General features: G+C 69.3%; 13 protein-coding genes and 1 tRNA gene. 9 read left to right on the top strand and 5 right to left on the bottom strand.

Annotated elements, in window-relative coordinates:
• The first annotated feature begins 97 nt into the window (after positions 1 to 97).
• Both AC6LKG_RS02740 and AC6LKG_RS02735 read left to right on the top strand, forming a co-directional pair.
• A tRNA-Pro gene (locus tag AC6LKG_RS02740) sits at positions 98 to 174 on the top strand.
• 132 nt (positions 175 to 306) lie between these two features.
• The gene (locus tag AC6LKG_RS02735; RefSeq protein WP_498162539.1) at positions 307 to 1,224 is read left to right on the top strand and encodes a class I SAM-dependent methyltransferase; all 918 of its coding nucleotides are present in this window, start codon (positions 307 to 309) and stop codon (positions 1,222 to 1,224) included.
• 90 nt (positions 1,225 to 1,314) lie between these two features.
• Here the strand turns inward: AC6LKG_RS02735 and AC6LKG_RS02730 are convergent, their stop codons facing one another.
• The 4 genes from AC6LKG_RS02730 to AC6LKG_RS02715 all read right to left on the bottom strand — a co-directional run bounded on the left by AC6LKG_RS02730 (position 1,315) and on the right by AC6LKG_RS02715 (position 5,287).
• The gene (locus tag AC6LKG_RS02730; RefSeq protein ID WP_498162538.1) at positions 1,315 to 2,130 is read right to left on the bottom strand and encodes a carbon-nitrogen hydrolase family protein; all 816 of its coding nucleotides are present in this window, start codon (positions 2,128 to 2,130) and stop codon (positions 1,315 to 1,317) included.
• A 12-nt stretch (positions 2,131 to 2,142) separates the two neighbouring features.
• Positions 2,143 to 3,006 carry a serine hydrolase gene (locus AC6LKG_RS02725; protein WP_498162537.1) on the bottom strand — a complete coding sequence of 288 codons (864 nt, stop codon included), beginning with the start codon at positions 3,004 to 3,006 and terminating at the stop codon, positions 2,143 to 2,145.
• 11 nt (positions 3,007 to 3,017) lie between these two features.
• Entirely contained in the window at positions 3,018 to 4,463 is a 1,446-nt protein-coding gene (locus AC6LKG_RS02720) for a gluconate:proton symporter (RefSeq protein ID WP_498162536.1), read from the bottom strand.
• 437 nt (positions 4,464 to 4,900) lie between these two features.
• A complete protein-coding gene (locus tag AC6LKG_RS02715; RefSeq protein WP_498162534.1) occupies positions 4,901 to 5,287 on the bottom strand; it encodes a MerR family transcriptional regulator in 387 nt (128 codons plus the stop codon).
• A 90-nt stretch (positions 5,288 to 5,377) separates the two neighbouring features.
• Here AC6LKG_RS02715 and AC6LKG_RS02710 point away from each other — a divergent pair, with 90 nt between their 5' ends.
• Positions 5,378 to 6,286, top strand: a complete 909-nt coding sequence (locus AC6LKG_RS02710; RefSeq protein ID WP_498162532.1) for an alpha/beta fold hydrolase — start codon at positions 5,378 to 5,380, stop codon at positions 6,284 to 6,286.
• A 38-nt stretch (positions 6,287 to 6,324) separates the two neighbouring features.
• On the opposite strand, the gene AC6LKG_RS02705 is transcribed toward AC6LKG_RS02710, so the two are convergent.
• Positions 6,325 to 6,759, bottom strand: coding sequence for a SecDF P1 head subdomain-containing protein (locus AC6LKG_RS02705; protein ID WP_063569587.1), 435 nt, complete (start codon positions 6,757 to 6,759; stop codon positions 6,325 to 6,327).
• Between the two features lie 194 nt (positions 6,760 to 6,953).
• Here AC6LKG_RS02705 and AC6LKG_RS02700 point away from each other — a divergent pair, with 194 nt between their 5' ends.
• From AC6LKG_RS02700 to otnK, 6 genes are all read left to right on the top strand, one after another.
• A complete protein-coding gene (locus AC6LKG_RS02700) occupies positions 6,954 to 7,400 on the top strand; it encodes a hypothetical protein (protein WP_498162530.1) in 447 nt (148 codons plus the stop codon).
• A gap of 166 nt (positions 7,401 to 7,566) precedes the next feature.
• Complete coding sequence (gene otnC / locus AC6LKG_RS02695) at positions 7,567 to 8,205, top strand: 3-oxo-tetronate 4-phosphate decarboxylase (RefSeq protein ID WP_498162528.1); 639 nt, start codon at positions 7,567 to 7,569, stop codon at positions 8,203 to 8,205.
• Between the two features lie 31 nt (positions 8,206 to 8,236).
• On the top strand, positions 8,237 to 9,028 hold the full coding sequence (otnI, locus tag AC6LKG_RS02690) for a 2-oxo-tetronate isomerase (protein ID WP_498162526.1): 792 nt from the start codon (positions 8,237 to 8,239) through the stop codon (positions 9,026 to 9,028).
• On the top strand, positions 9,025 to 10,002 hold the full coding sequence (denD, locus tag AC6LKG_RS02685; protein ID WP_498162524.1) for a D-erythronate dehydrogenase: 978 nt from the start codon (positions 9,025 to 9,027) through the stop codon (positions 10,000 to 10,002). The genes otnI and denD overlap by 4 nt, the downstream gene beginning before the upstream one ends.
• A complete protein-coding gene (ltnD, locus tag AC6LKG_RS02680; protein WP_498162522.1) occupies positions 9,999 to 10,904 on the top strand; it encodes an L-threonate dehydrogenase in 906 nt (301 codons plus the stop codon). Before denD ends, ltnD begins: the two co-directional genes overlap by 4 nt.
• On the top strand, positions 10,901 to 12,163 hold the full coding sequence (gene otnK, locus AC6LKG_RS02675; protein WP_498162521.1) for a 3-oxo-tetronate kinase: 1,263 nt from the start codon (positions 10,901 to 10,903) through the stop codon (positions 12,161 to 12,163). Before ltnD ends, otnK begins: the two co-directional genes overlap by 4 nt.
• The last annotated feature ends 2 nt before the right edge of the window (positions 12,164 to 12,165 follow it).

The raw sequence follows: 12,165 nt of genomic DNA, 5'->3' as shown, positions 1-12,165 counted from the left end.
TTGAAATTCACGAAGCGGAAAGTTGATTTGGTTGCACTGAGCGCAACGAAGTCAGTAGCTGTAAGGCGTGGGAGATGTACAAGCCCATGCCCAGACTCGGGGCGTAGCTCAGCCTGGTAGAGTACTGCGTTCGGGACGCAGGAGTCGGAGGTTCGAATCCTCTCGCCCCGACCACTTATCTGTGGTCGAATTCTTGAAGGTGTTTCCCGACACCTTTGGCTGAAAGCCGGTACCGCGCAAGCGTTGCCGGCTTTTTTGCGTTTGTCTTCGTTCCCGGTGGACAGCGCGACCGCGACGACCGCATGCATGCGCCATGCGCATCGTGCTGTGGTGGCTTGGAAGTCCTCCCTGGTTGCGGACGGAGTGAAGGTGGAATGTCGGACTCATCGTTTTCCTGACATATTGATTTCGCCCTGCCGGATCGGCAAACATGATCACCGCTATATCGGTACTGATGGGATTGCATTGGCAGTTCAGCTTGCCGGTAACCACCACGCCTGTTTTTCAGGCTTATGGGTCCAGGGGCTGACGGACGCCGCACGGAATTTCGATTCCCAGCGCATCCCATGCCGCGGGCCGGTTCTTGAGGATCCTCGCGGGAACGTAATGAAGGGCATGCGCAAGTTGAAGTACCTCGGCAAGCGGGCTTTGTTCAGGCTGTCGCCCGTGCTGGCCGAATGTTGCGGGGTCGATTTCAGGCTGGACGTGCCGAATCGGGTCTTTCTCGAACAGCACATCTTCGGATATCTGAACCGGCTGGCCGCCGAGGGCCGGGCTGCGCAGGAGCTGTTGTTCCTGGGCCTGGACAAGCACAACTGGCACTATCCGCGGTTGCTGCGCGCGAACTTCCATTCGCTTGACATCCTGCCCCGCAGCGCTGTCTACGGGCGCCCCGGGCGGCACTGGGTCGGCGATGCGCTCGAGATGGCGGCGCACTATGGCCCGGCAACCTTCGACGTGGTAATCGCCAACGGCGTGCTCGGCGCCGGCATTGACGGCGAGGCTGGCCTGCGCCGCCTGCTGGCGCAATGCCACGCGGTGCTCAAACCCGGCGGCGTGCTGGTGCTGGGCTACAACGATCTGCCCGAGCGTACGCCTTTTCCGGTCGTGATCGACGGCGGCTTCGAGGAGTTCGTGCCCGACATCGAAGGGGTGATCGCTTCGCGCCACATGGTGGACGATCCCTTCCGCCATATCTACTGCTTTTGCCGCAAGGCTGGCTGAACGCAATTCCAGCCGCGCGCCCGCCACCCGGGATGCTGGGATGGCGGGCAGTCGGACCGGCTTCTCGCGCGGAGCCGCGGTTGGCGTCGATCAACCCGGGTAGAGGTCGGTGCGGCGATGGTCCCAGGCCGGCAGGCCAGCGCGCAGCGTGGCCACGCGCTTGGGATCGAGGTCGGCCGTGATGTGGCCCGTGCGGTCCGGCATGCAGGCCAGCACCGTGCCCCAGGGGTCGATGATCATGCTGCGGCCAAGGCAGGGCAGGCCCGGGCCGTCGCCGCCGATCTGGGCGGCGGCGATCACGTAGCACTGGTTCTCGATGGCGCGGGCGCGCAGCAGGGTTTCCCAATGATCGCGCCCGGTGTGCAGGTTGAAGGCCGCGGGCACCACCAGCACGTTGGCGCCGCGCCCGCGCAGCGCGCGGTAGAGTTCGGCGAAGCGCAGGTCGTAGCAGATGCTCAGGCCCAGCGTCAGGCCCGCCGCGTCGACGGTACGCAGGTGCGCACCGGGCGCGAAGTCGGCGGATTCGCGGTAGGGGGTGCCGTCGACCACCGCGTCATACAGGTGCACCTTGCGGTAGGAGGCGGCGATGCGGCCGTCCGGGGCGAAGGTGACGCCGGTGTTGCCGAGCCGGTCCTGGTCCGCCAGGCGTTCATGCATCGAGCCCAGGTGGATCCAGCAAGCGTGGCGTTGCGCCAGCGCGGCGATGCGCGCCGTGACCGCGCCGGGGATCGGACTGGCGGCGGCGCGCAGCGTTGGTGTGTCGCCGCGCACATCGCTGTACTCGGGCGTGACGATCAGTTTCGCGCCGTCGTTGGCCGCGGCCGTTATCCAGTGTTCCAGCGCCGCCAGGTTGGCCTCGCGGTCACGGCGGCTATCGAGCTGGATGGCTGCCACTCTGATGGACATGCGGGCTCCTTGTCAGTGTGCGTGTGCCTGGGCTTTCAGGCCGAGCGCGACCGCGCGCGCGATCTGTCCCAGCAGGGCGGCGCCTTCGCCGCCCTGGAGTGTCTGTGCGGTCTGCCAGTCGGTGAAGCCGTCGGCCAGCACCGCCAACACTACGCTGCGGTCCTCGACCGTGAGGATGCCGGCGTCATGGCGCAGGCCCGGCAGTTGGCCGGCCTTGCTGGCCAGATGAGCCGGCGCCGGCAGCGCGGCGCCGAAGTGGGCGCGCTCGCGCTGGTCGGCCAGGACGTCGAGCGCGAAAGTGCGCAGGGACGCGGGCAGGGCGCCGTCGCGCAATAGCCAGCAGAGCGCGGCGGTGGCGTCGCCGGCGCTGGTGAAATTGTCGCGGCCGGCCTCGCGCGCGGCGGCGTCCATCATGCGGCGTTGCAGGCGCGTCGCCTCCAGGTTGGCGCGCTGATTCCATTGGTTGATCGCGTCGAAGCCCAATAGATCGATCAGCGCGTTGGTGGCGACGTTGTCGCTGAGGACGATCATCAGCCGCGCCAGTTCGGCCAGCGACAGGCTGGTGACGCTGTGCAGTTGTGCCAGGATGCCGGTGCCGCCGGCGCGGTCGCCGCTCGCGGGCAGGGCCTGCGGCTGTTCGAGCGTGTAGCGGCCGTTGGCCACCGCTTCGAGCAGCGCCAGCAGGATGGGCACCTTGATGATGCTGGCCGACGGTTGCATGCGGTCGGCGTGGCGCGCCAGCACGATGCCGCCGTCCAGGTCGCGCAGGCTCAGCGAGATCCGCGCGGGCGTGGCCGCAAGCAAGGGCGCCAGCGCCGCGTCGACGTGCTGGCGCAAGGCGTCGCGGTCCAGCGGTTGCGATCCCAACGGGAACATGGTCGATCTCCTCAGACCAGGAAGAAGAACAGGGACGAGAACAGGCAGAGGTTCACCAGGATCACCGCCCAGCCGTTGTAGAGCATGTATTTGAGCTCGCCCGAGCGCGCCAGGCCCATCTGGCCGAACATGTCCGAGGTGGGGAAGGGGCCGAACCAGTCGATCTGCGAACTGCCCAGGATAACCGCGGTGGTGGCCGCGGGGCCGACGCCGGCGGCCGCCAGCAACGGGCCGAAGATCTTGGCGGTGAAGGTCATCTGCGCGACGGCCGCGCCGGGAATATGACCGATGACGTTGAACCACAACACGATGACGCACAGCATGGCGCCGCCAATCCCCGCCAGGTGTGGCTTGGCCAGTTCCAGGACGGCATGGTAGGCGTTGAGCTGGTCCACCAGCACCAGTACGGGATTGAACAGCCAGAAGAGAAAGAAGATCCAGATCAGCTTGCCGGTGCCCGCGTACATGGCCTGCAGGATTGCACGCGGACCCATGCCGCCCGCCAGCCCGGTAGTGGCGGCCAGCGACACCATGACGATGATGGCGAAGGCATAGCCGGCCTTGGCCAGCACACCGGCGACCGCCAGGATGATGATGGTCAGGCAGAATGCCCACGCCGCGCGCAGGGCGGTGGGCGCCGGCGCGGCGTCCAGCTTCAGCGTGGCCAGTCCGGCGCCGGCTTCTTCATATTGGTGGCTGGCCTCGGTCATCTTCTGGATTCGGCCCGACATGAACCAGCCGGCCAGCAGGGTCGCGGCAGCCATCGGCAGGCCCGCCACCAGCAGGTACTGGGGGTAGCTCAGGCCGGTCAGGCCGGTCACCGTGACCACGTTGGGCGTGAACGGCCCCAGCACCAGCCCGGCCGATCCCGCGGTCTGGAACAGCGCGGCCACCGCGGGCGGCGACAGGCGCACGGCCGCCGCGATGGGGATAACCACCGCGGCAATGATGGCGTTGCCGCCGGCCAGTGTGCCCAGCGCGCCGCAGATCAGGGTCGAGGTCACCATGATGCCCAGGCGCACGCGCACCTGGTTCGACAGGCCGATGCGGCGCACGATGGCGCGCACCATCTGTTCGGCGGCGCCGGTGCGTGCGGCGACCTCGCCCACGCCCGCGCCCAGCACGATGATCAGGCCGACCACGGCGATGAACGACCCGAGCGATTCGGCCAGCAGCTTGCTCATGGCGATGGGCGTGGTGCCGGTCATGATGGCGCCGAGCACGATGGCGGCGATGGTCGACAGCACGATGTCCACGCCCAGCAGCGCGATGATGGCGAATACCAGTACCGGCGTCAGGCCCCACAGGCTGGTCTGGCCGGGCAGGGTGAAGTGGGTGTACAGCGCGATGGCCAGGCCCACGAGGAATACCGCGATGGCGGCGTTGCGCCGGCGAGGTTGCAGCACGGCACCGGCGGGCGGGCGTGGCGCCGCCGCCGTCTGTGTCAATGAGGTCATGTCTTCTCCGTCCCTATCGTCTCTGTGGCCAGGCCGTGACGCGCTGCGCGTCCGGCGGTTGTCGGCCTATTGTTGTGATCCTGCCTTGCAATGTTGCAGGCATGGATGCCCTGCGGTCCAACGTCCAGGCCGCCCGGCCCCATCGGAGGGCCTGGCGCTGGACGGTGAGAGTGTGGGCGCGGCGGGCGACAGGTTCAAATGAGTGGAGCGGGTGCGGCCATAACCAAAGGTTATGCGTTCGGCGCGGTGGTGCTTCCGTCTGTGACCGCGATGCCATGCCGCAACGGTTGGCGGTGGCGGGCAAAGCGCCCGTCCGCGATCGCTGGCAGGCGGTGTTCCCGGACCTGCGCCGGTCGACGGCGGTCAGGGCGGCGATGGATTTCCTGGCGGGGTGCGCGCGGCAGGAGCGCGCCTGCGCGCCGGAGGGCGTGGCGCCGTTATCGGCGGGGCGCCGCCGCGCCCTCGGCCAGCATCTCGCGCAGGCGGGCGCGGCGGCGTTCGAGGTCGGCGATCTGTCGTTCGACCGAGGCCAGCCGCTGGCGTTGCACCGCGGAGGTTTCCGGGCAGGCGGCCGCGCCTTCGATCATGCGCATGCAATCGGGAAAGCCCTGGATCTCGGCAAGGCTGAAGCCGGTCGCGATCAGGCGCTGGATCTGCCGCACCTGGCCGATCGCCGCGGGCGCGAAGCTGCGGTAGCCGTTGTCGGCGCGGGTGCACGCCAGCAGGCCGTGCGCGTCGTAATGGCGGATCGAACGCAGGCTGGCGCCGGTGGCGCGGGCGAGGGCGCCGATCGACATCGGCTTGGCGGCGGGCTGGGGTGTCATGGCAAACATTCACGAAACGACCGCTTGACTCTAACACCGGTGTGACGGTTGAGACTGTGATTCCCCTTTTGTCTTCCAGGAGTCACTTCCATGCCGGACCGCCTGTTTTTCCGCTGCTTGCGCCACCTGCTGGTGGCCGTCACCCTGCTGTCGACGAACGCCTTGGCGTTTGCCGACAGCCGTGAGTACACCGCCGTCGCGCCGGACGGCGTGACCCTTGCCATCCAGGAGGCCGGCGATCCGGCCGGCCCCGCCGTCGTATTCGTCCACGGTCTGCTGGGCAGCCGCCTCAGTTGGGAAGCGCAGTTGTCCAGCCCGTTGTTGCAGCGCTATCGCCTGATCACCTACGACCTGCGCGGCCATGGCCAGTCCGGCAAGCCGACCGCGCCGCTGGCCTACACCGACGGACGCCGCTGGGCCGATGATCTGGCGACCGTGATCGCGGCCTCGGGCGCGCGCCGGCCGGTGCTGGTGGGGTGGTCGCTGGGCGCTGCCGTGACCACCAACTACCTGGCCGCGCATGGCGACGCGGACATTGCCGGCGCGGTCTACGTCGGGGGCGTGATCGAACTGCAGGCCAGCCAGATCGCGTCGCACCCGGCGGTATATCGCGGCATGGCGTCGGCCGACCTGAAGACGCACCTGGACGCCGAACGCGCCTTTCTGGCGCTGTGCTTCGCGACGCAGCCGGACGTGGCCACGTTCGAACGCCTGTTGGCCAATGCCGCCCTGGCCTCATCCGAGATGCAGGCCGCGGTACCGGCCATGACGATCGCGGCGCGCGAAGGGTTGGGCGCGATGCGCAAGCCGCTGTGGCTCATCTATGGCGCGCGCGATGCGCTGGTGCGCGCCGTGCCGTCGATGGAACGGGCCCGGCAACTGCATCCGCGCCTGCGGACCACGCTGTATGCGACGGCGGGACATGCGCCGTTCGTGGAAGAGGCCGAGCGGTTCAACCGGGACCTGGCGGCCTTCGTCGACGCGACCGCCAGGCGCTGACGTTCGCGGTGCGCGGAGGCCGTCGGCCGCGGATCGGCTCAAGCGCCGGGAGACGGCGTGGATCGCTTGGTGGGCCGGGTGGGGAAGTCGCCCGGCGTGCTGCCTTCGTCGTCCACCGTGAGGCCGCCGCCGGAAGTGATGCCGCGGGCGATCTCGTCGGCGGATTTGCCGGCAAAGCCGTGTTCGCCGGCGACGATGCGGAAGCTGTCGCCCTCCAGGGGGCTTTGCAGCGTGGCCGAGGACAGCAGTACGCCATTCGAGCGCAGCTGGATGCGTTTGCCGACGCGGTCGCGGGTGAAGTCGGCCAGGGCCTGGCGGCTGTCGGGGTGCAGCACCACGTCGACGTAGCGCATCGACGTCTGCGGGTCGATACCGGCGGTGGCCTTCTCTGCCCGCAGGGCCACGCTTTCGGCGTGGGTTGCGGCGGCGGCCAGCAGCAGGGCGGCGCAGGCGAGGGATCGGAAAGCGGTCATGGGCGGGCTCCGGGTGGCGGGCGGATCGATGACGGCATCCTAGCCCGATCGGCGCCGGCGCATATTACGACTTGTATGCGAACGCTGGCATTGCCTGCCGCCGGCCACGGTTTGGCGATTCCTGTCTGGCCGCTAATATGGCGGCTCGATGAACGGTCCGGGCCGTGTCCGGCCGCCCCACGGAAACCCACGCCATGAAACCGTCCGCGCCCTGGTTCCTGTCCTGCCTGCTGTTGGCGGGCGCCGCCCATGCGGGCTCGGCGCCGGCCGAGCTGTCGTGTGTTTCGGAAAGCGGCAAGGTGGCGCTGCGAGGCGCCATCCCGTCGCCGTCGTCCGAGGAGCTCAGCCTGACGCTGACGTACGGCAACGCCGAGCAGTCCTTCGATTCGGGCGATGGTCCGGCCTACGTGGTGTCGGATTTCCGGTTGGGCGTATTCACGCTGGTCGCGCCGGACGACGCCTGGCCGCTGACGCTGTATGCGTTGCCGGCCACCGTTGCGGTCAGGAAGGTCGCCAATGGCGATATCGCGGGCACCTTCCAGGCCAAGCTGAGCGGGCCGCGCCCGGGAGGAACGAGCGCCTCGGGAATGGGCAATCCGCTCACGGCGATCCTGAATTGCGATTACCGGTATTCGCTGTAGCGGCTGGCGTCCGGTAGCCGCGCCGGGGCGCGGGCCACCCCATCGGGTAATCCCGCTACCGGGGATTTCAGCAAAATTTGTATGATGACCATATGAATTTGCCGAAGGAGATCCGCATGCCGCAAGTCGTTTTCGTCGCCCGTGGCCGTGTCGCGGGCGGTGCCCGATGACGCCGGAAGCCCGTATCCGCGAGGAAATCTGCACGGTCGGCGCCAGCCTCTATCAACGCGGCTACACCGTGGGCGCCGCAGGCAACATCAGCGCGCGGCTCGATGACGGCTGGCTGATAACGCCCACCGATGCCTGCCTGGGCCGGCTCGATCCGGCCGAACTGGCCAAGGTCGATCTGGCCGGCAACCGGGTCTCGGGCGGCAAACCGTCCAAGACCCTGGCGCTGCACCAGGGCATCTACCAGGCCGACCCGGCCACGCGTGGCGTGGTGCACACGCATTCGACCCATCTGGTGGCGTTGACGCTGGCGGGAGTCTGGCGCCAGGACGAGGTGCTGCCGCCGATAACGCCCTACCAGGTGATGAAGGTCGGCCGCATTCCCCTGATTTCCTATCGGCGTCCCGGCGACCCGGCGGCGGCCGCGCAGGTGGCGGCGCTGGCCGCCCAGGTGCGTGGGGTGTTGTTCGAACGCCTGGGGCCGGTGGTGTGGGAGCGTTCGGTGTCGCACGCCTCCTACGCGTTGGAGGAACTGGAGGAAACGGCGCGCCTGTGGCTGATGGCCCAGCCGCGCCCCGCCCCCTTGTCCGAGGCCGCCATCGACGAACTGCGCGCCGTGTTCGGGGCGCGCTACTGACCCGCGCCCACCTCAACCCGAAGGAGCCGACATGCCGCGCCTGGCCGCGAACCTGAGCATGATGTACGCGGAGCACCCGTTTCTGGAGCGATTCGCCGCCGCCGCGCGCGACGGCTTCCAGGGCGTGGAGTTCCTGTTTCCCTACGATCATCCGGCCGCGGAAATCCGCGCGCGCCTGGACCGCCACGGACTGGCGCAGGCGTTGTTCAACGCGCCGCCGGGCGACTGGGCCGGCGGCGAGCGCGGGATCGCCGCGTTGCCGGGCCGCGAGGACGAGTTCCGCCGCGGACTGGACCGGGCGCTGGAGTACGCGACGGCCTTGGGCAATCGCAGCCTGCATGTGATGGCCGGGCTGGTCCCCGCCGGGCAGGACCGCGCCGCGCATCGCCAGGTGTATCTGCGTAACCTGGAACTCGCCGCGCGCGTTGCCGCCACGGCCGGCGTGACCATCCTGATCGAGCCGATCAATCCGCGCGACATGCCGGGCTATTTCCTGACGCGCCAGGACGAGGCCCAGGCGATCCGCGCCGAAGTCGGCGCCGACAACCTGCGGGTGCAGTTCGATTGCTACCACTGCCAGATCGTCGAGGGCGACCTGGCGGTGAAGCTGCGCCGCGACATGCCGGGCATCGGCCATATCCAGATCGCCGGCGTGCCGGATCGCCACGAGCCCGACCTGGGTGAACTGAACTACCCCTATCTGCTGGCGCTGGTCGACGCGCTGGGCTACGCGGGCTGGATCGGCTGCGAGTACCGGCCCGTGGGCGCCACCACTGCAGGACTGGGCTGGGCCAGACCCTATCTCGCGGGAGGCGGGCGATGAAGATACTGATCACCGGCGGCGCTGGTTTTCTGGGGCAGCGCCTGGCACGCAAGCTGCTGGAGCAGGGCCGCCTGTCGCTGGACGGCGAGCGCGCGCCCATCACCCAGATCGACCTGCTCGACGTCACCCGGACCGATGCCATCAACGACACGCGGGTGCGGTCGATCGAGGGCGACGTCGCGGATCCGGCCTGCCTGCAGGCCCTGATCGGCGCCGATACGGCGGTGATCTTCCACCTGGCGGCCATCGTCAGCGGTCAGGCCGAATCCGATTTCGACCTGGGCATGCGCATCAACCTGGATGCCTCGCGCGCGCTGCTGGAGGCGTGCCGCCAGCGCGGCCATCGGCCGCGGGTGGTGTTCACCAGTTCGGTGGCGGTGTACGGCGGGGCGTTGCCGGAAACGGTGCGCGACGACACCGCGCTCAATCCGCAATCTTCGTATGGCACGCAAAAGGCGATCGCCGAACTGCTGCTGGCCGACTACACGCGCCGCGGCTTCGTCGACGGCCGCGCGTTGCGCCTGCCCACGATCAGCGTGCGTCCGGGCCGGCCCAACGCGGCGGCCTCGTCGTTCGCCAGCGGCGTCATCCGCGAACCGCTCAACGGCGAACCGGCGACCTGCCCGGTGGCCGCCGATACGCGCCTGTGGCTGTTGTCGCCGCGCCGCGCGGTGCAGGCGCTGATCGCCGGCTGCGAGCTGGATGCGGGGGCGGTGGCGGATCGCCGGCCCATCAACCTGCCGGGGGTATCGGTGACCGCGGCGGAGATGGTGCGGGCCTTGCGCGAAATCGCGGGCGACGCAGTGGCCGACCGCGTCGGCTGGCAGGCCGATGCGCGGGTGCAGGCCATCGTCGGCAGCTGGCCGGGGCGTTGGGATACCGCGCGCGCGGCGGACCTGGGTTTGGCGGGTGACGGCGATTTCGCCGAAATCATCCGCGCCTATATCAATGACGACTTGCGGGGGAAAGTATGAGCCAGTCCAACGAAGCGCGCGCGGTCGGTGTGATCGGCCTGGGGGCGATGGGCGCGGGTATTGCACAGAGCCTGCGGCGCGGCGGGTGCCGGGTGCATGCCTATGACATCCGGCCCGGCGTCGCGGCGGCGTTCGCGGAACAGGGGGGCGTGGCTTGCGAGACGCTGGCGGACATGGCCGCCGCCTGCGACGTCGTGGTCAGCGTGGTGGTGAACGCGCAGCAGACCGAAAGCGTGCTGTTTGGCGAAGGCGGCATTGCCACCGCCCTGCGGCCCGGCAGCGTGTTCGTGATGTGCTCGACGGTGGACCCGGCCTGGTCGAGCGCGCTGGAGTCGCGCCTGGCCGCGCAAGGCATCCACTACCTGGACGCGCCGATCTCCGGCGGGGCCGCCAAGGCCGCCGCGGGCCAGATGACCATGATGACGGCCGGCACCGCCGACGCCTACGCGGCCTGCGGCCCCGTGCTGGAGGCCATGGCGGGCAAGGTATACCGGCTGGGCGACCGGGCCGGCGCGGGCAGCAAGGTCAAGATCATCAACCAGTTGCTGGCTGGCGTGCACATCGCCGTCGCGGCCGAGGCCATGGCGCTGGGCCTGCGCGAAGGGGTCGACGCCGCTGCCTTGTACGAGGTGATCATCCACAGCGCCGGCAACAGCTGGATGTTCGAGAACCGCATGGCGCATGTGCTGGCGGGCGACTACACGCCGCTGTCGGCGGTGGACATCTTCGTGAAGGACCTGGGGCTGGTGCTGGACACCGCGCGCCACAGCAGGTTTCCGCTGCCGCTGGCGTCCACCGCGCACCAGATGTTCATGCAGGCGTCGTCTGCCGGGCACGGGCGCGAGGACGACAGCGCGGTCATCAAGATCTTTCCCGGAATCACCCTGCCGGAGTCCGCATGACGATCAAACTGGGCTGCATCGCCGACGACTTCACCGGCGCCACCGACCTGGCCAACAACCTGGTGCGCGCCGGCATGCGCACCGTGCAGGCCATCGGTGTACCGGGCGGGCCCCTGGAGACGCCGGCGGACGCGGTGGTGGTGGCGCTCAAGACCCGCACCCTGCCCGCCGACGAGGCGGTGGCGCAATCGCTGGCGGCGCTGGCCTGGCTGCGGGCGCAGGGCGCCGGGCAGATTTACTTCAAGTACTGCTCGACCTTCGATAGCACGGCGCGGGGCAATATCGGCCCGGTGGCAGACGCGCTGATGGCGGCGCTGGAGACGGATTTCACCATTGCCACGCCGGCCTTTCCCGATAACAAGCGCACGGTGTTCAAGGGCTATCTGTTCGCCGGCGACGTGCTGCTGAATGAGTCGGGCATGCAGCATCATCCCTTGACCCCGATGACCGATCCGAACCTGGTGCGGGTGTTGTCGGCGCAGACCCGCCGCAAGGTCGGCCTGATCGACTATGCGGTGGTGGCGCGCGGCAGCGATGCGATTCGCGGCCGCATCGACGCGCTGCGAAGCGAGGGAGTGGAGATCGCCATTGTGGATGCCATCTCCAATGACGACCTGATGGCGCTGGGGCCGGCGCTCAAGGGCATGCCGCTGGTGACGGCCGGGTCGGGCGTGGCGATCGGCCTGCCCGGCAACTGGGGCTTGGCGCCGGGCGCGGCCGCCGCATTGCCGCGCGAGCCGGGCGCCCAGGCGGTGGTGGCGGGCAGTTGCTCAAGCGCGACCCAGGGCCAGGTGGCGGCGTTCATCGCGGCGGGCCGGCCGGCGCTGGCGCTCGATCCCTTGCGTCTCGCCGCGGGCGACGACGTCGTGGCGCAGGCGCTGGCCTGGGCCGCGCCGCGCCTGTCCGACGGCCCGCTCTTGATCTATTCCACGGCACGGCCCGATGCCGTGCAGGCGGCGCAGGCCAGCCTGGGCGCGGCGCGCGCCGGCGCGCTGGTCGAGGAGGCCATCGCCCGGATCGCGGCGGGCCTGGCGCGGCTCGGGGTGCGGCAGTTGATCGTCGCCGGGGGCGAGACCTCCGGCGCCGTGGTGCAGGCGCTGGGGTTGACGCAACTGGCCATCGGCGAGCAGATCGACCCGGGCGTGCCGTGGTGCGCCGGTTACGCGCAGGCGGCGCAAGCGCGCATCAGCATCGCCTTGAAGTCGGGCAATTTCGGCGGCGTTGATTTCTTCACGCGGGCCTTCCGTCGGGCTGCCTGATG

The organism is Achromobacter sp. 46006, assembly GCF_059761975.1.
This window is presented reverse-complemented; position numbering and strand designations above follow the sequence as displayed.

Coding starts and splice junctions, on each gene's coding strand:
- otnC (WP_498162528.1), top strand. CDS start 7,567: ATGACGCCGGAAGCCCGTATCCGCGAGGAAATCTGCACGGTCGGCGCC.
- AC6LKG_RS02700 (WP_498162530.1), top strand. CDS start 6,954: ATGAAACCGTCCGCGCCCTGGTTCCTGTCCTGCCTGCTGTTGGCGGGC.
- otnK (WP_498162521.1), top strand. CDS start 10,901: ATGACGATCAAACTGGGCTGCATCGCCGACGACTTCACCGGCGCCACC.
- denD (WP_498162524.1), top strand. CDS start 9,025: ATGAAGATACTGATCACCGGCGGCGCTGGTTTTCTGGGGCAGCGCCTG.
- otnI (WP_498162526.1), top strand. CDS start 8,237: ATGCCGCGCCTGGCCGCGAACCTGAGCATGATGTACGCGGAGCACCCG.
- AC6LKG_RS02705 (WP_063569587.1), bottom strand. CDS start 6,759: ATGACCGCTTTCCGATCCCTCGCCTGCGCCGCCCTGCTGCTGGCCGCC.
- AC6LKG_RS02715 (WP_498162534.1), bottom strand. CDS start 5,287: ATGACACCCCAGCCCGCCGCCAAGCCGATGTCGATCGGCGCCCTCGCC.
- AC6LKG_RS02725 (WP_498162537.1), bottom strand. CDS start 3,006: ATGTTCCCGTTGGGATCGCAACCGCTGGACCGCGACGCCTTGCGCCAG.
- AC6LKG_RS02710 (WP_498162532.1), top strand. CDS start 5,378: ATGCCGGACCGCCTGTTTTTCCGCTGCTTGCGCCACCTGCTGGTGGCC.
- ltnD (WP_498162522.1), top strand. CDS start 9,999: ATGAGCCAGTCCAACGAAGCGCGCGCGGTCGGTGTGATCGGCCTGGGG.
- AC6LKG_RS02720 (WP_498162536.1), bottom strand. CDS start 4,463: ATGACCTCATTGACACAGACGGCGGCGGCGCCACGCCCGCCCGCCGGT.
- AC6LKG_RS02730 (WP_498162538.1), bottom strand. CDS start 2,130: ATGTCCATCAGAGTGGCAGCCATCCAGCTCGATAGCCGCCGTGACCGC.
- AC6LKG_RS02735 (WP_498162539.1), top strand. CDS start 307: ATGCGCCATGCGCATCGTGCTGTGGTGGCTTGGAAGTCCTCCCTGGTT.